We start from the raw sequence: 19,350 nt of genomic DNA on the forward strand, positions 1-19,350 counted from the left end.
GACGAAGGCACGGAGCGGCAGGGCCTAGGCTGGGCGGCAGAGTGACCCACAATGCGGTGGGTCGAGGGGAGTGGCACCGATGGACCGGCGTCCGGCGATCAAACCGGGACCCGACCTCCGGCAGGATGACAGCGGCCGGGACGACTTCGATTCGGCGACCGACGGGGACGGCTTCGGCCGGCTCGACACGGGAGTGACCGGGATGACCGGTTCGAGCATCGACACCATTTATGACCTCGGGCTGCCGGTGGATGCGCTGGCCGACGACGTGGAGGACGCCGAGCTCGACGAGCCGGTGCCGAACGTGGAGCGCCTGGTCGCCCAGGCGGTCGCGCTCGCCGGCGACGACCACGACGCGGCGACACTGGTCGGGCGCTTCTGGCGGTTCGCCCCGGACGAGGAACTGATCGGGTTCACGGCCGAGGAGATGCTCGACGCCGCCCGGGCGCACTGGGACCTGGCGCAGCAGCGGGTGCCGGGCGAGCTGAAGCTGCGCATCCACGAACCGGACGCCGACCAGCACCACACGGTGATCGAGATCGTCACCGACGACATGCCGTTCCTGGTCGACTCGGTGACCGCCCTGCTCAACGCCCACCACCTCGACGTGCATCTGCTGGTGCACCCGCTGGTGGTGGTGCGCCGGGAGCCGCTGGGCCGGTTGACCGAGGTCTCCGCGGACGTGGAGCCCGACGACGCGATCGACGGGGACCTGGTCGAGAGCTGGATGCGGATCGAGATCGACCCGGTCCGCGACGCCGGCGAGCGGGAGAAGCTGCGCCGCGAGCTGCAACGGGTGCTGACCGACGTGCGGGAGGCGGTCGAGGACTGGCCGAAGATGCGCCAGCGCGCCCTGGCCCTGGCCGACGAGCTGGCCGCCGCCCGTACCGCCGACAACCGCCCGCCGGTGCCGGAGAAGGACATCACCGACTCGGTGGAGCTGCTGCGCTGGCTGGCCCACGACCACTTCACCTTCCTCGGCTACCGGGAGTACCGGCTGGTGGACGCCCCCGGTGGTGAGGGCTCGGCGGTGGAGGCGGTGCTCGGCACCGGCCTGGGCATCCTGCGCTCGGACTCCCCGGAGGTGCGGGCGCTGTCCTCGATGACGTCCGAGGCGCACGAGAGGGCGCTGGAGAAGCGCCTGCTGATCATCACCAAGGCGAACTCCCGGGCCACCGTGCACCGCTCGGCGTACCTGGACTACATCGGCTTCAAGATCTTCGACGAGGCCGGTCAGGTGATCGGCGAGCGGCGCTTCCTCGGGCTGTTCTCCACGGCGGCGTACCGGACCAGCGTCCGGGAGCTGCCGGTGGTCCGCCGCAAGGTGGCCGAGGTGCTGGACCGCTCCGGCCTGAGCCGACGCAGCCACTCGGGCAAGGACCTGCTCCAGATCCTGGAGACGTACCCGCGTGACGAGTTGTTCCAGATCAAGACCGAGGATCTGTACCACGCGGTGATCGGCGTGCTGCGGATGGCCGGCCGCCGGCAGCTGCGGGTCTTCCTGCGGCGGGACGCGTACGGGCGGTTCATCTCCTGCCTGATCTACCTGCCCCGGGACCGGTTCACCACGCAGAACCGGCTGCGCATGCAGGACATCCTGCTGCGCGAGCTGAACGGCGTCGGGGTGGACTACACCACCCGGGTCACCGAGTCGATGCTGGCCCGGGTGCACTTCATCGTCCGCACCGATCCGACCCGGCCACCGGGGGACATCGACGCGGACCTGCTCGCCGAGGAGTTGGCCGACGCCACCCGGCTGTGGGACGACGACTACCGCCTCGTGCTGGAGCGCAAGCTCGGCGACGAGCAGGCCAAGCACCTGTTCAGCCGGTACGCCGACGCCTTCCCGGAGGGCTACAAGGACGGGCACACGCCGTACGAGGCGATGAAGGACCTGGCGAAGCTGGAGCTGCTGGAGGAGCCCGGCCAGCTTGAGATGCACCTGTTCCGCAAGCAGCTCTCGCCGCGCGTGAACGGCGCCGGCCGCCCGGCGGACGCCGACGAGAAGATGGACGTCCGGTTCAAGGTCTACCGGTACGGCGAGCCGATGATGCTCTCCGCGGTGCTGCCGGTGCTGCACTCCCTCGGCGTCCGGGTGGTCGACGAGCATCCGTACGAGGTGGACCGGATCGACGGCCGGGTCTACCTGTACGACTTCGGGCTGCAACTGCCCGAGGGCCACCAGGAACTGGCCGAGGTGCGCCCGCACGTGGAGAACGCCTTCGCGGCGGCGTGGCGGGGCGAGGCCGAGGTCGACGGCTTCAACGAGCTGGTGCTGCGCGGCGGGCTCACCTGGCGGCAGGTGGTGGTGCTGCGGGCGTACGCGAAGTACCTACGACAGACCGGGACGGTCTTCTCCCAGGAGTACATGGAGCAGACCTTCATCGCGTACCCGCGGATCACCGCGCTGCTCGTGGATCTCTTCGAGACCCGCTTCGCGCCCGGGGAGCCGACCGCCGAGCAGCGCCGCGAGCGCAGCGGCGAGCTGGTGACGGAGATCGGCGCCGCGCTGGACGACGTGGTCAGCCTCGACCAGGACCGGATCCTGCGGTCGTACCTGACGCTGATCCAGGCCACCCTGCGCACCAGCTTCTACCAGAAGCCGGTCGGCGGGCGGCCGAAGGCGTACGTGGCCTTCAAGCTGGACCCGCAGGCCATCCCGGACCTGCCGGCCCCGCGGCCGAAGTTCGAGATCTTCGTCTACTCGCCCCGGTTCGAGGGCGTACACCTGCGGTACGGGCCGGTGGCCCGGGGCGGGCTGCGCTGGTCCGACCGGCGGGAGGACTTCCGGACCGAGGTGCTCGGCCTGGTCAAGGCGCAGATGGTGAAGAACGCCGTGATCGTGCCGGTGGGCGCCAAGGGCGGCTTCGTGCTCAAGCAGAAGCCGGGGGACCGGGACGAGGCGGTCGCCTGCTACCAGGAGTTCGTCGGCGCGATGCTCGACATCACCGACAACATCGCCGCCGGTGAGATCGTGCCGCCCGACGACGTGGTCCGCCACGACGGCGACGACCCGTACCTGGTGGTGGCGGCGGACAAGGGCACCGCCACGTTCTCCGACATCGCCAACGAGATCTCGGCGGCGCACAACTTCTGGCTCGGCGACGCGTTCGCCTCCGGCGGCTCGGCCGGGTACGACCACAAGAAGATGGGCATCACCGCCCGGGGTGCCTGGGAGTCGGTGAAGCGGCACTTCCGGGAGCTGGGGCATGACACCCAGACCCAGGACTTCACCGTGGTCGGCGTCGGCGACATGTCCGGCGACGTGTTCGGCAACGGGATGCTGCTGTCCGAGCACATCCGGCTGGTGGCCGCGTTCGACCACCGGCACCTCTTCCTCGACCCGGACCCGGACGCCGCCGCCTCGTACGCCGAGCGCAAGCGGCTGTTCGACCTGTCCCGGTCGTCCTGGGAGGACTACGACCGGTCGCTGATCTCCGAAGGGGGCGGGGTGTACCCGCGCGCGTCGAAGTCGGTGCCGATCTCGCCGCAGGTCCGGGCGGTCCTCGGGCTGGACGACGACGTCAGCCAGCTCTCCCCGCAGGAGCTGATGAAGGCGATCCTCACCGCGCCGGTGGACCTGTTCTGGAACGGCGGCATCGGCACGTACATCAAGGCGTCCAGCCAGACCAACGCGGAGGTGGGCGACAAGTCCAACGATGCGATCCGGGTGGACGGCAAGGCGCTGCGTTGCCGGGTGGTCGGCGAGGGCGGCAACCTCGGTTGCACCCAGCTCGGGCGGATCGAGTACGCCCGCGCGGGCGGGCGGATCTACACCGACTTCATCGACAACGCGGCCGGGGTGGACTGCTCCGACCACGAGGTGAACATCAAGATCCTGCTCAACACGGCGGTCGCGGACGAGGCGCTGACCCGGCCCGAGCGCGACGAGCTGCTGGCCGGGATGACCGAAGAGGTCGGCGAGCTGGTGCTGCGGGACAACTACGACCAGGCCCGGGCGATCAACAACTCGCAGGCCCAGGCCGCCTCGCTGCTGCCGGTGCACCGCCGGATGATCGGCGAGCTGGAGCGCTCGGGGGCGCTGGACCGGGCGCTGGAGGGGCTGCCGTCGGACGACGAGCTGGCGGTGCGCACCGAGTCCGGGCTGACCGCGCCGGAGTTCGCGGTGCTGCTGGCGTACGTGAAGATCGTGCTGGAACGGGAGATCCTCGCCGAGGGCCTCGCCGACGAGGAGTGGACGACCGAGGTGCTGGTCAACTACTTCCCGACCCCGATGCGGGAGCGGTTCGCCGACCGGATGGGCCAGCACCGGCTGCGCCGGGACATCGTGACCACCGTGCTGGTGAACGAGGCGATCAACCGGGGCGGCATCTCGTTCGTGTTCCGGGTGGTCGAGGAGACCGCGGCGTCCGCGGCGGACGTCATCCGGGCGTACGTGGTGGTCCGCGAGGTGTTCGGGCTGCGCGAGCTGTGGGACGCGGTCGAGGCGCTCGACAACAAGGTCGACCCCGAGTTGCAGACCGCCGTCTACCTGGACACCCGGCGGCTGCTCGATCGGGCGGTGCGTTGGCTGGTCACCAACCGGCGCTCGCCGATCGACGTGCCGGCCGAGACCGCCCGGCTGCGCGACGGGGTGGCCCGGCTGCTGCCCGGCCTGGAGAACCTCTTCTACGGCAGCGAGCGGGAGGCCATCGCCGCGCACATCGACGAGATGACCTCCCGAGGGCTGCCGCGCGGCCTGGCCGAGCAGGCGACCCGGCTGATGTACAGCTTCGGGCTGCTCGACGTGGTGGAGACCTCGGCGAGCACCGGTCCGGACGTCGGCGAGGTGGCCTCGGTCTACTTCGTCCTGTCCGACCGGTTCCGGGTCGACTCCCTGCTGTCGAAGATCTCTCTGCTGCCACGGGAGGACCGCTGGCAGACGCTGGCCCGGATGGCGCTGCGCTACGACCTGTACGCCGCGCTGGCCGCGCTCACCGCGGAGGTCCTCGGCTCCACCCCGAACGACCTGCCGCCGCTGGAGCGGGTGTTGCAGTGGGAGCAGTCGAACGCCACCTCGATCCACCGTGCCCAGCGGGCGATGGGGGAGTTCGACGAGTCCCGGGCGGACCTCGCCGCCCTGTCGGTGCTGCTGCGTCAGATCCGTACCCTGGTGCGGACCTCGGCGGCCTGAGTCGCCCGGAGCGCGCCGCGGCCGGTCGGTGTCCCCGACCGGCCGTGGCGCGTCCCGAGGGCCGCCCGTCCCCACTTCTCAGCCGGTCATCGTCGCGAAGACGATGACGTTGTCCAGGTAGCTGCCCGCGTTCTTGTCGAACTGCCCGCCGCAGGTGACGACCCGCAGGCCGGCCCGGTCGTTCGGGCCGTACACCAGCTCGGTGGGAAAGGCATTCTTCGGGTACGACTTCACCTCGTCGACGGTGAAGGCGGCCTGGCTGCCGTCGTCCCGCGACACCGTGATGGCGTCGCCCGGCTGGAGCGCGCCGAGTGAGAAGAAGACGGCGGGACCGCCGACCTTCGCCGAGTCGACGTGCCCGACGACCACCGCGTTGCCGATCTCGCCGGGGCTCGGCCCCGGGGAGTACCAGCCCGCGCTCAGGGCCTGCTCCAGCGACGGGACCTGGACGGTGCCGTCGGGGTTGGTGCCCAGCGCCATGATCGGGGCGTCGACCCCGATCCGGGGGATGGCGATGGTGGTCGGCGTGGCCCGGCCCAGCCCGGCCGCCGGCTGTCCCTCGCCGGCCGACCCGGTGTCGGGATCGGTGGGCTGGTCGACGCCGTTCCCGCCGGGGCCGGCGGTGGCGCGGCCGTCCGCGCCGGCCTGGGACAGCGGCTGAGGTGGGCGGGGCGCGGGCTCGGGCGTGCTGCGCAGCGAGGCGCCCACCAGGCCGGCGCCGACCATCGCGAGCGTGACGACGACGGCCGCGCCGGCGGCACGCCACGGTCTCCCGTGGCCGCCGCCGGCCGGTGTCGCCGTCACGTCAGATGAGGGACCCATTGACCCGACGCCGCCGCATCAGGACGATGCCGCCGAGCGCCGCGGCGCCCAGCATGCCCGCCCCGGTGGTGGCCATCCCGCGGTCGGTGCCGGTGGTCGCGCCGCCGTCACCGCCGTCGACGTGGCCACGCGGGAGCACGACCAGCTCCCCCTCGCCGCAGGAGCCGTGCAGCTTGTAGCGGCCCGGCTCGGCGTCCTCGGAAACCTCGGCCTCGCCGAAGTAGACGAAGTCCTTCTTGTGCTCCCAGGACCGCTCGTCCTCGCCGCGCCCGGAGTCCTTGCCGTGCTCCGAGTCCTCGCCGCGGCCGTAGTCCTTGCCGTGCTCGGAGTCGTTGTCGCGGCCCGAGTCCTTGCCGTGCTCGGAGTCGTTGCCGCGGCCGTAGTCCTTGCCGTGCTCGGAGTCGTTGTCGCGGCCCGAGTCCTTGCCGTGCTCGGAGTCGTTGCCGCGGCCCGAGTCCTTGCCGTAGCTGGAGTCCTTGCCATGGCCCGACTCCTCATCCCGGCCCCAGCCGGAGCCCTCGTCGGACCGGTTCTTCCCGGACTCCTTGCCGTGGTCCTTCTCGGCCTTCTGGCCCTGCTCGTAGCCGCCCCAGTCCTGCTCGCCGTACGGGTCGGCGGTGCCGCCGCCCTTGCCACCCGACTCCCCGCCGGGCTTGCCGTCGTCCTTGCCCTGCTCCCCGCCGGGCTTGCCGTGCTCCCCGCCCTGCTCGTCGCCGGGCTTGCCCTGCTCCCCGCCCGGCTTGCCGTTGTCCTTGCCGTGGTCCCCGTTGTCCTTGCCGTCGTCCTTGCCCTGCTCGTCGCCGGGCTTGCCGTGTTCCCCGTTGTCCTTGCCGTCGTCCTTGCCGTGGTCCTCGCCCGGCTTGCCCCCGTCCTCGCCGTGCTGGCCGCGGTCGTCCTCGGCCGCGTGCAGCTTGACCTTGCCGGTGACCTTGGACCAGACGAAGGCGTTCCTCTGCGGCTCCGAGCAGATCTCCAGGAGCTCGACCTTGTCGCCCGCCTTGACGACGTGCGGCTTGGCGTAGACCTTGCCGTCGCGGGACTCGCCGTCGTGGCCATCCGCGAACGCGATCCCTGGCGTGAACACCAGCAGGGAGGCCCCCCCGAGGGCGGCACCCGCAACGACCTTCCCGAGCATCTTGTTTGCCATGACCTGCGTCACTCCATCCCTGTTCGTCCTGAGCCCGACGTCAGCCGAGCTACTCAAGACGTTAGACCGGTTCGCGAGCTATAAGAGGAAAGATTCATCTTTTGCAGTTTCCTGGCATTCGGGTGGAAGGTCCGACAAGCGCACTTCGTCGGCTCGCGTCGGGCGTTGCCGACCCGGGGAAGAGTTACGGCCCCGCTGGGCGGGACGCACTCTTTCGGGGGACGGGGGTGCCTCGCCCCGGGCTGTCTCCAGCGGTGTCATCACGCCGCGCTGCTCCGGGCGTCCTGTTGGGCCCGTCGAACAAGCATCGAACCATTGCCATGGAAGCGCTCCCATGTAAGAATTTCCCTCACGCGGTACGGGGAGCCACACCGCACAAGGCAGACGTCGAGGGCACCGGTCCCACCGGACGCCGTCCGCCGCCCGACCGGCCGTTTCTCGTGCCGGTCGCGCACCACCACCAAAAACCGCCCGTCCGGGTCGGGCACCCCCGAAAATTCCCCCCGTGGCGCCGCCGATCGTCCGTGCAGGACGTCGGGCGCCGTTCCGCCGGGCCGCGAGTCCGGTCACGCCCAAGGAGATCTGTGCCATGAGTATGAGGAAGAGACTGTCCGGCCACCGCCGGGCGCTCGCACTGTCCGGTGCGGGTGTCCTGGTCGCCGCCGGCCTGGTGACCCTCCCGGTCACCGCGGCCCAGGCCGCGACCCAGTGCAGCGTCGACTACACCACCAACGACTGGGCCGGCGGATTCACCGCCAGCGTCACCATCAAGAACCTGGGTGACGCGGTCAGCTCCTGGAACCTCGGGTTCACCTTCCCGAACAGCAGCCAGCGGGTGCAGCAGGGCTGGTCGGCCAAGTGGAGCCAGGCCGGGCAGAACGTGACCGCCGCGAACGAGTCGTACAACGGTTCGATCGCCAGTGGCGGCAGCGTGAGCATCGGTTTCAACGGCGCGTGGAGCGGCAGCAACCCGAAGCCCACCTCGTTCACCCTGAACGGCGTGGTCTGCAACGGCAGCACTCCCCCCACCACGCCGCCCCCGACCACGCCGCCCCCGACCACGCCCCCGCCGACGACGCCTCCGCCGGGGGAGAAGGTGGACAACCCCTACCTGAACGCCAAGGGGTACGTGAACCCGGAGTGGAAGGCCAAGGCCGAGTCGGTGGCCGGCGGTAACCGGGTGTCGAACAACCCGACCGCCGTCTGGATCGACCGGATCGCCGCGATCAACGGCACGCCGGACAGCACCTCCAACGGTGCGATGGGCGTTCGTGCCCACCTGGACGAGGCGCTGAGGCAGGGTGCCAAGTACATCCAGTTCGTGGTCTACAACCTGCCCGGCCGGGACTGCGCCGCGCTCGCCTCCAACGGTGAGCTGGGCCCGAACGACCTGCCCCGGTACAAGGCCGAGTACATCGACCCGATCGCCGCGATCCAGGGCGACGCGAAGTACGCCAGCCTGCGGATCATCAACATCATCGAGATCGACTCGCTGCCGAACCTGGTGACCAACACCTCCGGCAACCCGGGCGGCACCGCGATGTGCGACACCGTCAAGGCCAACGGCGCCTACGTCAACGGCGTCGGGTACGCCCTGGCGAAGCTGGGCGCGCTCGGCAACGTCTACAACTACATCGACGCCGCGCACCACGGCTGGATCGGCTGGGACAGCAACTTCGGCCCGACCGCCGACCAGCTCAAGGCCGCCGCCGTCGCCTCGGGCAGCACCGTGAACAACGTGCACGGCTTCATCGTCAACACGGCCAACTACTCGGCGCTGCGTGAGCCGTACGTCAAGATCACCGACAACGTGAACGGCACGTCTGTCCGACAGTCGAAGTGGATCGACTGGAACTTCTACACCGACGAGCTCTCGTTCGCCCAGGCGTTCCGCACCAAGCTGGTCTCGGTCGGCTTCAACAGCAACATCGGCATGCTGATCGACACCTCCCGCAACGGCTGGGGCGGCACCGCCCGGCCGACCGGCCCGGGTGCCCTGACCAGCGTCGACACCTACGTCAACGGTGGCCGGGTCGACCGGCGGATCCACGCCGGCAACTGGTGCAACCAGTCCGGCGCGGGCCTCGGCGAGCGTCCCAAGGCCGCTCCGGAGTCCGGCATCGACGCCTACGTCTGGGTGAAGCCCCCGGGTGAGTCGGACGGCTCCAGCAAGGCGATCCCGAACAACGAGGGCAAGGGCTTCGACCGGATGTGCGACCCGACCTACACCGGTAACGCCCGCAACGGCAACAGCATGAGCGGCGCCCTGCCGGACGCCCCGATCTCGGGCGCTTGGTTCTCGGCGCAGTTCGCCCAGCTCATGCAGAACGCCTACCCGGCGCTCTGACGCTCCACCAGGCACGCCTGCCCGCCGCTGGCGAGGAGTGAGGCACTCTCAGCGGCAGGTTCCCCGGCCCCTGGTCCGACCGTTCACCGGTCGGGCCAGGGGCCCCCGCCCGTACCGGCTCCCGTGATCGTCTGCGCCTGACCGGCACGACACGCCGGTGCGGGTGCCGGTACACAGCAGACGATCACGGCAACCCTGTGCCAGCCGGCGGTCGTCCGGTCACGCAGGCTCAGGGAACGGTCTTCTCCACCGCAGCCTGGCCCTGCTCGGCCAGGTCGCGGCGGGCCCGCTCGACGTTCTTCGGCGTCAGGTCCTGGCCCCGGGCCCGCACCAGGTCCTCCGGTTCCCACTGCTGCTCCGCGCCGGTGCGGATGTTGTCCCCGCCGGCCCCCGTGCCCGCGCCGTGCGGGTCGCCGAGCAGGTCCTCGGTCGAGCCGGCGCCCTCCGGGACGTCCCCCGGCCCGCCGAAGGACGGAGTGTCCCGGTCGGCCCCGCCGCCGGTCGCCAACTGCCGCACTGTGCTCTCGTCGTCCACCGCCGCGGCCACCTCGGGGCTCTCCTCCAGCGGTCGCCCGGCGTTCCGGTCGCGCTTCGTCATCCTGCCGCCCTCCTGTCCCCAGGTGTTGCCTGATCCCCCCGGCGTACCCCGCAGCGCCCCGGACATGCCGACGGCGCGGACCGGGGGCCCGACGCGTGGGGGAGGGGCCCGTCATCCCCGGCCATGGTCCCGGGTCGGCTCGGTCGGCTCGGTCGGCACGGCGGGCGAGTGGATCGGATCGGGTGTCGTCCGAGATCATCCGGCCTGCGGAGGGTCCTCCGGGGCGGGTGGGGCCGGCGGGGTTGCCGTGTCTCGCCGCCGCTGTATGTCTTCGGCTGCGCCCAGGACGTTGCGGGCGGCGGTCGCCACCGGACAGCCCGGGGTCCGGCAGAGCGGGCAGCGGCCGTCGGGGTCGGGCCGGTGGGCGCGGAGGATCGCTCGGGCGGTGAGGGTCAACCGTTGGCGGATCTGCGCCAGGGACAGGAACGGCGCGGTCATCCTCTCAGGTCACCCGGAGGGCGACGGCGAGCGCAATGATCGTGGCCGGGGCGTGCGGGTCGCGCGCCACCCGGGCGACCACGTCCCGCGCGGCCGGTCGGTGCCGTAGCTCGGCCGGCGCGGTGCGTTCGGCGGCGATCAGGACGCGGCCGGCGTTGGCCGGGTCGTCGGCCCGGAGGTAGGCGCGGGCGGCGTCGACCAGGTGCGCGGCACGGTGTTCGGCGGGCAGCCACCGCCAGGCGTCCCGCTTGGTGGTCTTCTCGTGCCAGGCGACCGCCTCGCTCGCGTCGCCGAGTTCGAGGGCCGCGACGACCCGGGCCAGGTCGACCGCTGTCGGCCCGAACCCGGTCCGGTGATGGTCGTGGCCGTCCCCGACCCGCACCGCCATGCCTGCGGCCTCGCCGATCAGCTCGGCGGTGGCGCGGTCGTCGCCGTGGCGGGCAGCCGCCAGGGCGGCCTGGACGAGCAACGTCCCGCACAACGACAGCTCCGCCGGCCGGGCGTCGTCCGGGTCGGGCGGGGCGATCCGGTACGCGGCGGCCAGCGCCGTCGACATGGCCGCCCGCGCCCGCCCCGAGGCGCGCAGCACCTGGCCGAGTTGCACGGCGGCAGCGGCCACCAGCACCGGCTCGCCGGTCGCAGTGGCCATCGCCCGGTCGGCGGCCAACCACGCCAGGTCGGCCTCGCCGAGCTTCACCAGCAGCGACGCGGTCACCCGGTACACCTCGACCAGCAGAGCGCGGCCCGACCCCGGGTCGTCGGCGTGGCAGCGCTGCGCCTCGGCCAACAAGGCCGGCACCAGCGCGATCACCTGTGGATACCGGGCGTGCTGGAAGGCGGTCCACGCATGCGCGACGTCCCCCGCCAGCCGATCGGCCGGCATTCCGGGCCCGCGTGCCGCCGGCCGGCCCAGGGCGATGTCGTACGTCGACAGTGCCGCCCGGACCCGGTCCACGCCCTCGGCGCACCGGGTCACGTCGGCGGGCCGGACGTCCCGGCCGAGCAGCACGGCCGTGTCGATCCGTAGGACGGCGGCGATGGCCTGGAGGGTCGACACCTTGTCGAGGGCGCGGACGCCGCGTTCGACCTTGTCCACCCAGCTCTTCGATTTGCCGAGCCGGTCGGCGAACACCTGCTGCGACAGCTTCCGCCGAGCCCGCCAGTACGCCACCCGACGACCGACCGGCAGCCGGTCACCGTTGTCCACGACGCCACCGCCGGTCCGGCACCGCCCGGGTCGTCTCCTCGACCGGTATCCGATCCGCCTCGGCCTGCGCGAGGATCCGCTGCCTGGCCGCCTCCCGCTCCGCCTGCTCGACCTGCTCGCCACGGCTCTGTGCCGGCTCGTGCTGCATACCGTCCACCTGCCTTCTCCTGGAAGACACGGCGGCGGCGCTCTCGAAAGGACCGACCGCCGCCGCGCCGTTTGAGGGGCGCGGTTCGTGGCAGAACCGGTACTGCCAGCAAAATGTCGATCGCGCCCGTAACTGCACGTTACGAGCGCTGATCAGGCATGACGGTGATGGTTTGTACCTCTGCGACTACTACCAGTTAATGCCCATTGCGAGCGCCAGCTCTCGGGCGTCCTCGCCGGTCGTACCGCGGCGGCCCGCCAGTTCCAGCGTGGCTGCTCGCGCGAAGGGGTTGTACCGGACGGTGTCCGCGCTCTCGCGGAGGCCCCGCCCGAGCAGGTGCACGGCGGCGATCTCCTCGCGACGCGCCAGATGCGCCCGGGCCGCATCGATCAGGGCCGCAGCGCGACGAGTCCGCGATGGCAGCGCCAGGTAGTCGATGATGGCCGCCCGGCGGATAGCCTCGCCCGGCCGGCACAGGTCCGACTCCATCGTTGCTGCGGAAACCGCACAGACGGTCTCTCCGAACATCAACCATGGATGCACGTAGCCACTGCCGAGTCGTCTGGTGGCCTCCTCGGCAAGGTCCCAGGCCCGCCATGCCTGTCCAGCCCGGCCGGCCTTGCTGCGCCCGAGCGCCACCCCCAGGTGCAGTTGTCCCCAGCGGGCAAGCGGGTCAACGCCAGCGTCGGGGTCGAGGACGGCCAGCGCCTCCATCAGCACCTGCTCCGCCTCTTCGATCAGGTTCGACGAGCGGTACACGTGGGCGTAGTACCAAGCAGCGGCGGCGATGGCGCTCGGGTCGTCAGCTTCCTGCGCGGCGGCCATGGCACGGTCGGCTGCCAGCCACACCAACTCGGGGTGTGGCTGGTGGGCAAGGTACAACTGGGCGAGGTGGTAGACGCGGGCCAACTCGACCAGGGCGTGTCGCCGTTCGACACCTTCCAGTCGCCAAGCGCTACGGCGCGCATCGCTGAGCAGGCCGGGCAGCACCCCGGCAATGGCGGTCCGCTCCGTGGAGGATTCATGCCAGATACGCCACGCCTGGTCAACCAGACTGGTCAACGTCTCTACCGAGGTCGGGTCGCCGGCCGGGACGGCGGGGCGCTGCATGACAGCGGCGATCCGGCTGATGTCGGGGTGCCCGGCCTTCGTGACCGAAGCGACCGGAAGAGACTGTTCGCCGGTCAGGTCGGCCAAGTCGGAGATACCGAGCACTTCGGCGAGACGAAGCAGCATCGGCAGTCGAGGGACGAGCAGGCGACCCGCTTCCAGGGCCTTCACCCACTCGCCGCTGCGTCCGACCAGTCCGCCGAGGACAGCTCTCGTCTTGCCGGCTCGCTCGCGATGGGCACGTAGGCGGGAACCAAACGTCTCGACATCGCTCATGGCGTCGCTCCCCAGGTGGCGGGCTCGGCGGCGGCACCGCCGCCGCTACCGGGACGGGCCACCACTTCGGACGGTACACCGGCCGAGTATGTCGCGGTAACGCAGAGCGTTCAAGTGATCACCTTTTGACGCGACTGCTGTCGGCGTCGCCACCGAACGCATGGGCACCGGTCACTGTGCCGGTCTTTCGGATCCGCTGAACGGCCAAGCTCGGCCTTCGCCGTCCACGATGGCCGGGTTCGACGAACACCGCACCTCCCGTTCTCAGCGCACCCGCGGGGACGTGATGGCACGTCTGGGCGGCACGCTCCCACCGCTGCCGCTTCAACTTCCTGCGCGACGCCGCGTATCGTCCCGATGTATCGGTTCGATACATCGGGACGGTCGGGTCCGACTGACGAGGGAGCGGCGATGAGGCTGGTCGATTACGACAGGGAGCAGTACCAGAACTACCCGCGCGGCCGTGCGCTCACCGAGCAGCAGTTGGGGGCATGGATGAGCGCCTTCGCCGCCGCGCTGCCCGAGCGGCGTCCGCTGGTGGGGCTGGACGTCGGGTCAGGGACCGGCAGGTTCACCCCCGCGCTGGCGCGAGCGTTCGGGACGGTGACCGGGATCGAGCCGTCGGCCCGCATGCGCGAGGTGGCGCAGGCGCAGTCCCAGCATCCCGGCGTGCAATACCTGGCAGGCTCCGCCGAGGACATGCCGGTGCCGTCCGGCAGCGCCGACTACGCGCTCATGTTCTTGTCCTGGCACCATGTCCAGGACAAGCCCCGAGCGGCCCGGGAGCTGGCCAGGGTGCTCAGGCCGGCCGGACGGCTGCTACTGCGCGGGAACTTCAGCGACCATCATCCCGAGCCGTGGTGGCTGGACCACTTCCCTCGCGGTCTTGAGGTGGACACCGCGCTGTTCCAGCCGCTGCACGAGGTCATCGCGATGTTCACGGCGGCCGGTTGGCGCGTTGCCGGATTCGGCATGGTCACCCCTCCGTCCGACGGCACTCGCGCCGACGTGCTCGAACGGCTGCGCCTGCGCACTCTCTCGTTCTTCGCCCGGCTCGGCCCCGACGAGGCGGAGGCCGGCCTCCGCAGCATCGAGGAGGCCGTATCCGCCGATCCCGGCGCGCCATCGCCCGCGCTGTCCGAGCCGCTGCTCACTCTCGAACGGCGCTGACGCCCGTGCGCGCCGGGGCGTGACCGGCCGAAGGCCGAACGCGCGCCCCGGCGCTGAGGATGCCGACCGCTGCAGCCGGGCGCTGATCTTGCAGACGACACTCCCCATGATGGCTCGGCGCATGAGGAAGACTGGCGGGCATGGCTGACCTGGACGATGCGAAGGCTGCGCTGCACCACTACCTCCGAGCGACTCGCGAAAACCTGATCTGGAAGCTCGACGGGCTGAGCGAACGCGAAGCCAGACTGCCCCGCACCGCGACCGGCAACAACCTGCTGGGAGTCCTCAAGCATTGCCTCAATGTCGAAGCCGGCTACTTCGGGCCTACCTTCGGGCGCGAATTCCCGACGCCTGGGGAACTGGTTCCCCTGCAGGCATTCGAGGAGGATCCGCAGGCGGACTGGTATGCGCGGGAGGACGAGACGAAGGATGGGCTGATCGACCTGTATCGCCGCGTCGGGGTGTTCGCGGATCAGACGATCGAACAGCTACCGCTCGACGCGCCGGGGCGGGTGTCATGGTGGCGGCCAGGTGGACAGGCCGTGACGCTGCAAAAGATCATCGTCCACGTGATCTGCGACCTCGCCCGTCACGCCGGTCACGCCGACATCATGCGCGAGCAGCACGACACGACGATCGGCCTGCGGCGGGAGAACACCAACATTCCCGACGACTACGACTGGCCGGCGTACGTCACCAAGCTGACGAAGCTGGCTGACCGCTTCGGATAGCCGCCCGGCCCGCCATTCTGGTGGAGCTGAGGGGGATTGAACCCCTGACCCTGTCGACGCGGACAGGTGGTCGAGAACTGGACGGGTGGTTCCCCAGACGCGCAGCACGCCCCGGCCGTCGTGGCCGGGGCGTGCGGAGAGGTGACGTCGAAGGGCGGTCAGCGGCCGAGCACCCGGTCCAGGAAGTCGCGGTACCGGCGTACCGCGATCCGCAGCTGTTCGGTGTCGTCGCCGGTCTGCTGCCAGTCGCCCAGCTTGTTCTTCTGCTCGGCGAGCGCGGCGGCGAGCGCCTGGATGGCCTCGTCCACCAGTGACTGGGCCTGCCCGGCGGCGGCCTTCGGGTCGTCGACGAAGCGGAGCTGGACGTCGCGCCAGCGGTCCCGGAATGCCTGGGCGGCGTCCGGCTCGAAGAGGTCGGTGGCGTCCTCGTGCATCGCGCCGCCCGTCGGTCGGGCCGTGGCCGCGCCGAGGGATGCGTGCGGGGCGGCGGCGTCCGGGTCGGTCATGCCCGGCTCGGGCCGGCCGTACCCGGCGGCGCCGGCGACCACCGCGTCCTCGCGGCTGCGGTCCGCCCCGTGGTGCTCGTCGGCCCGGTCGGCCTCGGCGTCTCCCGGGTGCCGGTCGCCCGGGTGCCGCGCGGCGTCGGGCCCGTCGGCCGTCTCGGCCGCCGCCCAACGGTCCCGGTCGTGCAGCCGGTCCCCGGCGGTGGGGTCGGCGCGCTCGGCGTCGAACGCGTCGGTGCGTCCCGGTGCGCCGTCGCCGGGCTGGGCGGTGTCCTCGCCGCGTGGGTCCCGCTCGTCTTCCGGACGGCCGCTGGCCATGGCCGAGGCGGCCACCGCGTCGCCCACCGTGGTCGCCCCGAACGCGGTGGGCAGGGGTGCCGGCTCGTGGAACTCGGGCGCCCGGTCAGGGTCGGCGTCCCGCACGTCGTACGGGCGGGTGTCGTCCAGGTCGTCGGCGTCCCGGCGGCGCTCGCCCTGCCGGTCCGCCCCGTGCTCGCCGCCCCGTTCCCCGGTCACGGCCGGGTCGTCGAAGGTGCCCCGGTCGTCGAGTACGTCCTCGGGCAGGTCGACCCGGCCGTCGGCGTCGCGGTCGCGGTGGTGGCCGGCCTCGGCGGGCCGGTCGCCCGAGGGCGGGACCGGCACCGGCGCGGACCGGACGGCCTCCGGGTGGTCGCTGCTGGTCTGCTGCTCCTGGCGCATCGTGGCTCTCCTCAACGGCTCGTGGCGTCGTGCGGACGGTCGGTGGGCACGGCATCGGCCCGCTGCTCGGGCGTGGCGACCGGCTGGTGCCCGGGCACGTGTTCCGGCTGGCCCTGCGCCGGCGCCCGGCTGCCCACCGGGTCCTCGCCGAGCAGGTCGGCGAAGAGTGCCCGGTAGTGGACGACGGCCTGCCGCAGTTCCTCGGTGCCCGCCTCGCCGCGCTCGTTGCGCAGCCGGATCTCGTGCGCGTCCCGGTAGTGCGACAGCGTCCGGGCGTGCTCGACCGACAGGTGGGCCACCTGGTCGTCGAACTCGCCGGTCGGGTAGCCGCGTTCGGCGACGAGCCGGCCGACCAGTTCGTCGGCGTCGCTCACCGTCTCGGCGGGGGAGTCGACGAAGCGGACCTGGAGTTCCTCCCACGCGGCGGCGTAGCGGGCCCGGGACTCGGGGGTGAGCGGGGTGAGGGTCAGCTCGGCGTGCCGACGTTCCCGGTTCCGCAGCTCCTGCTCGGCGGCCGACCGGCTGTCCTGCTCCGCGACCACCCGGTCGTACTCGGGGCCGAACCGGGATCGCAGCGCGCGGCGGCGGGCTACCTGCCGGAGCACGACGGCCAGCGCCGCGACGACCACCAGCACGACGAGAACTATGACGATTACCTGCGTGGGCGACATGGCTCCTCCTTCGTCCCTCCGGTATTCCCTCTGGCCACTGATCGCCAATCCCGATCCGGGGGAATTTCCTGGGTGATCACGGGTATCGGGTCGCGGCACGGGCGGTTGCGGGCGCGCTGCGCCCCGGCGTCCGGTTCCCGGGCAGCGGGATGACCCGGCCCACAGGACTACTCCCGGCGAAAACTTGACTGGTTCCAGAAAAGGAGCCAGGGTGGGGTGATGCCGGTCGAGTCAGACGTCGAACGCCTCCGGGCGGTCGGGCTGCGCGTCACGCAGCCCCGCCTCGCGGTGCTCGCGACGGTGCGCGGTCGGCCCCACCTGGACGCCGACACGATCACCCGCCTCGCCCGCAGCCGCCTCGGGCGGCTCTCCGGTCAGGCGGTCTACGACGTCCTGCACGCCCTGACCGGGGTGGGCCTGCTGCGCCGGTTCGCCCCGGCCGGTGGTCCCGCGCGGTACGAGATGCGCGGGGCGGACCACGACCACCTGATCTGCCGGGAGTGCGGCGTGATCAGCGACACCGGCCGGAGCCCCGCACCGGGGCCCTGCCTCGACCCCTCGACGGCAGCCACCTTCGCGGTGGAGTTCGCCGAGGTCACGTACTGGGGGCGCTGCCCCGACTGCCAGCAGCGACACCTATCCGGAGGAGAGCTATGAGCGACCCGCAGGCCAGCAAGCCGATCCTGACGACCCGCCAGGGCCACCCCGTGCACAACAACCAGCAGCAGCGGACGGTCGGCTCGCGCGGCCCGGCGACGCTGGAGAACTACCACTTCCTGGAGAAGATCAGCCACTTCGACCGGGAGCGCATCCCGGAGCGGGTGGTGCACGCCCGCGGGTTCGTCGCGCACGGCGAGTTCGAGGCGTACGGGACGATCGGCGACGAGCCGGCGTCGAAGTACACCCGGGCCAAGCTGTTCCAGACCAAGGGCAAGAAGACCCCGCTCACCATCCGGTTCTCCACGGTCATCGGCGGCCGGGACTCCTCCGAGGCGGCCCGCGACCCGCGCGGCTTCGCGGTGAAGTTCCGCACCGAGGACGGCAACTGGGACATGGTGGGCAACAACCTCCAGATCTTCTTCATCCGGGACGCGATCAAGTTCCCCGACGTGATCCACTCGCTGAAGCCGGACCCGGTGACCTTCCGCCAGGAGCCGAACCGGATCTTCGACTTCATGTCGAACACGCCCGAGTCGATGCACATGCTGACCTGGCTCTTCTCGCCGTACGGCATCCCGAAGAACTACCGGACCATGCGGGGATCCGGGGTCAACACCTACCGCTTCGTCAACGCCGAGGGCGAGGGCGTGCTGGTCAAGTTCCACTGGATGACCCAGCAGGGCGAGCACAACCTGACCGAGGCGCAGGCTGCCGAGATCCAGGCCGGCGAGCTGGGCCACGCCTCGAAGGACCTCTACGAGGCCATCGAGCGCGGCGAGTACCCGCAGTGGGAGCTCAACGTCCAGGTCATGAGCGACGACGAGCACCCCGAGCTGGACTTCGACCCGCTGGACGACACCAAGATCTGGCCGGAGGAGGACTTCCCGTACCTCCCGGTCGGGATGATGACGCTCAACCGCAACATCACCGACCACCACAACGAGAACGAGCAGATCGCCTTCGGCACCGGCGTACTGGTCGACGGGATCGACTTCTCCGACGACAAGATGCTGATCGGCCGGACGTTCTCCTACTCGGACACCCAGCGCTACCGGGTCGGCCCGAACTACCTCCAGCTGCCGGTCAACCGGCCGCGCGAGGACGTTCAGGTCAGCACCAACCAGGGTGGTGGCCAGATGTCGTACGGGGTGGACGACCGGGGCGGCAACCCGCACATCAACTTCGAGCCGTCCTCGGTGGCGGGCCTCAACGAGGCCGACGAGTCCTACCGGGAGTACCGCCCGTTCGTCTCGGGCCAGATCATGCGGGCCCCGCTCGAGCGGCAGAACAACTACTCCCAGGCCGGCCGCCGCTACCGCGAGATGGCCGACTGGGAGCGCGACGACCTGGTCCTCAACCTCACCAACCTGCTGGCCCAGTGCGACAAGCACATCCAGGAGAAGATGGTGTGGCACTTCAGCCAGTGCGACGAGAACTACGGCCGGCGGATCGCCGAGGGTCTCGGCATCTCCGTCAACGCCTGACCCGCGCCGGCCGAACCCGGCAGGCGCGGCTGGTCGAACCGGCCGGGTGGACACCGACAACCGCACGACCCCACCGGCTGCGCAGGCACCGGACCGAGCGCCCCGCCCGGGTAACGGGCGGGGCGCTCGCGCATTCGCCGTCCACAGCGGAGCGTGCCGGGGTGAGCGCGCGGGGCAAGAGCCGGTACCGCAACGGCCGGCGATT

Annotated in this window: 15 protein-coding genes; 6 read left to right on the plus strand and 9 right to left on the minus strand. The window is 71.2% G+C overall.

The genetic code is table 11. The annotated features are described in order from the left end of the window. Nucleotides 1-79: 79 nt before the first annotated feature. Entirely contained in the window at nucleotides 80-5,134 is a 5,055-nt protein-coding gene (locus tag ACH4T9_RS09430) for an NAD-glutamate dehydrogenase (RefSeq protein WP_396670037.1), read from the plus strand. Nucleotides 5,135-5,212: 78 nt separating this feature from the next. On the opposite strand, the gene ACH4T9_RS09435 is transcribed toward ACH4T9_RS09430, so the two are convergent. Together ACH4T9_RS09435 and ACH4T9_RS09440 are read right to left on the minus strand one after the other, a co-directional pair. Continuing rightward, nucleotides 5,213-5,938 (minus strand): class F sortase, encoded by a 726-nt coding sequence (locus ACH4T9_RS09435; protein WP_396670036.1) that lies wholly within the window; start codon nucleotides 5,936-5,938, stop codon nucleotides 5,213-5,215. 1 nt (nucleotide 5,939) lies between these two features. Further along, nucleotides 5,940-7,103: a hypothetical protein gene (locus tag ACH4T9_RS09440; protein ID WP_396670035.1), complete on the minus strand. Its 1,164-nt coding sequence runs from the start codon at nucleotides 7,101-7,103 to the stop codon at nucleotides 5,940-5,942. Nucleotides 7,104-7,692: 589 nt separating this feature from the next. On the opposite strand from ACH4T9_RS09440, the gene ACH4T9_RS09445 reads away from it, so the two are divergent. Beyond that, nucleotides 7,693-9,450, plus strand: coding sequence for a glycoside hydrolase family 6 protein (locus ACH4T9_RS09445; RefSeq protein ID WP_396670034.1), 1,758 nt, complete (start codon nucleotides 7,693-7,695; stop codon nucleotides 9,448-9,450). Nucleotides 9,451-9,679: 229 nt separating this feature from the next. Here ACH4T9_RS09445 and ACH4T9_RS09450 read toward each other — a convergent pair whose 3' ends face one another. The 5 genes from ACH4T9_RS09450 to ACH4T9_RS09470 form a co-directional block, all read right to left on the minus strand. Next, nucleotides 9,680-10,048 (minus strand): hypothetical protein, encoded by a 369-nt coding sequence (locus ACH4T9_RS09450; RefSeq protein ID WP_350884507.1) that lies wholly within the window; start codon nucleotides 10,046-10,048, stop codon nucleotides 9,680-9,682. A 195-nt stretch (nucleotides 10,049-10,243) separates the two neighbouring features. After that, complete coding sequence (locus ACH4T9_RS09455) at nucleotides 10,244-10,486, minus strand: hypothetical protein (RefSeq protein ID WP_396670033.1); 243 nt, start codon at nucleotides 10,484-10,486, stop codon at nucleotides 10,244-10,246. Between the two features lie 4 nt (nucleotides 10,487-10,490). Continuing rightward, entirely contained in the window at nucleotides 10,491-11,693 is a 1,203-nt protein-coding gene (locus ACH4T9_RS09460) for a helix-turn-helix domain-containing protein (RefSeq protein WP_396670032.1), read from the minus strand. Beyond that, nucleotides 11,680-11,850, minus strand: coding sequence for a hypothetical protein (locus ACH4T9_RS09465; RefSeq protein ID WP_396670775.1), 171 nt, complete (start codon nucleotides 11,848-11,850; stop codon nucleotides 11,680-11,682). The genes ACH4T9_RS09460 and ACH4T9_RS09465 overlap by 14 nt, the downstream gene beginning before the upstream one ends. A 180-nt stretch (nucleotides 11,851-12,030) precedes the next feature. Beyond that, nucleotides 12,031-13,227 carry a helix-turn-helix domain-containing protein gene (locus ACH4T9_RS09470; protein WP_396670031.1) on the minus strand — a complete coding sequence of 399 codons (1,197 nt, stop codon included), beginning with the start codon at nucleotides 13,225-13,227 and terminating at the stop codon, nucleotides 12,031-12,033. A gap of 411 nt (nucleotides 13,228-13,638) precedes the next feature. Between ACH4T9_RS09470 and ACH4T9_RS09475 the strand changes: the two genes are divergently transcribed. Together ACH4T9_RS09475 and ACH4T9_RS09480 are read left to right on the plus strand one after the other, a co-directional pair. Then, a complete protein-coding gene (locus tag ACH4T9_RS09475) occupies nucleotides 13,639-14,397 on the plus strand; it encodes a methyltransferase domain-containing protein (RefSeq protein WP_396670030.1) in 759 nt (252 codons plus the stop codon). A gap of 140 nt (nucleotides 14,398-14,537) precedes the next feature. Beyond that, the gene (locus ACH4T9_RS09480) at nucleotides 14,538-15,128 is read left to right on the plus strand and encodes a DinB family protein (protein WP_396670029.1); all 591 of its coding nucleotides are present in this window, start codon (nucleotides 14,538-14,540) and stop codon (nucleotides 15,126-15,128) included. Between the two features lie 158 nt (nucleotides 15,129-15,286). On the opposite strand, the gene ACH4T9_RS09485 is transcribed toward ACH4T9_RS09480, so the two are convergent. Both ACH4T9_RS09485 and ACH4T9_RS09490 read right to left on the minus strand, forming a co-directional pair. Then, the gene (locus ACH4T9_RS09485; protein ID WP_396670028.1) at nucleotides 15,287-16,330 is read right to left on the minus strand and encodes a hypothetical protein; all 1,044 of its coding nucleotides are present in this window, start codon (nucleotides 16,328-16,330) and stop codon (nucleotides 15,287-15,289) included. A gap of 11 nt (nucleotides 16,331-16,341) precedes the next feature. Then, nucleotides 16,342-17,001, minus strand: coding sequence for a hypothetical protein (locus tag ACH4T9_RS09490; protein WP_396670027.1), 660 nt, complete (start codon nucleotides 16,999-17,001; stop codon nucleotides 16,342-16,344). Between the two features lie 219 nt (nucleotides 17,002-17,220). On the opposite strand from ACH4T9_RS09490, the gene ACH4T9_RS09495 reads away from it, so the two are divergent. Continuing rightward, on the plus strand, nucleotides 17,221-17,658 hold the full coding sequence (locus ACH4T9_RS09495; protein WP_396670026.1) for a Fur family transcriptional regulator: 438 nt from the start codon (nucleotides 17,221-17,223) through the stop codon (nucleotides 17,656-17,658). Further along, entirely contained in the window at nucleotides 17,655-19,145 is a 1,491-nt protein-coding gene (locus ACH4T9_RS09500) for a catalase (protein WP_396670025.1), read from the plus strand. Before ACH4T9_RS09495 ends, ACH4T9_RS09500 begins: the two co-directional genes overlap by 4 nt. Nucleotides 19,146-19,350: the final 205 nt, after the last annotated feature.

The sequence above is a fragment of the Micromonospora sp. NPDC020750 genome, assembly GCF_044334565.1.
GTDB lineage: Bacteria > Actinomycetota > Actinomycetes > Mycobacteriales > Micromonosporaceae > Micromonospora.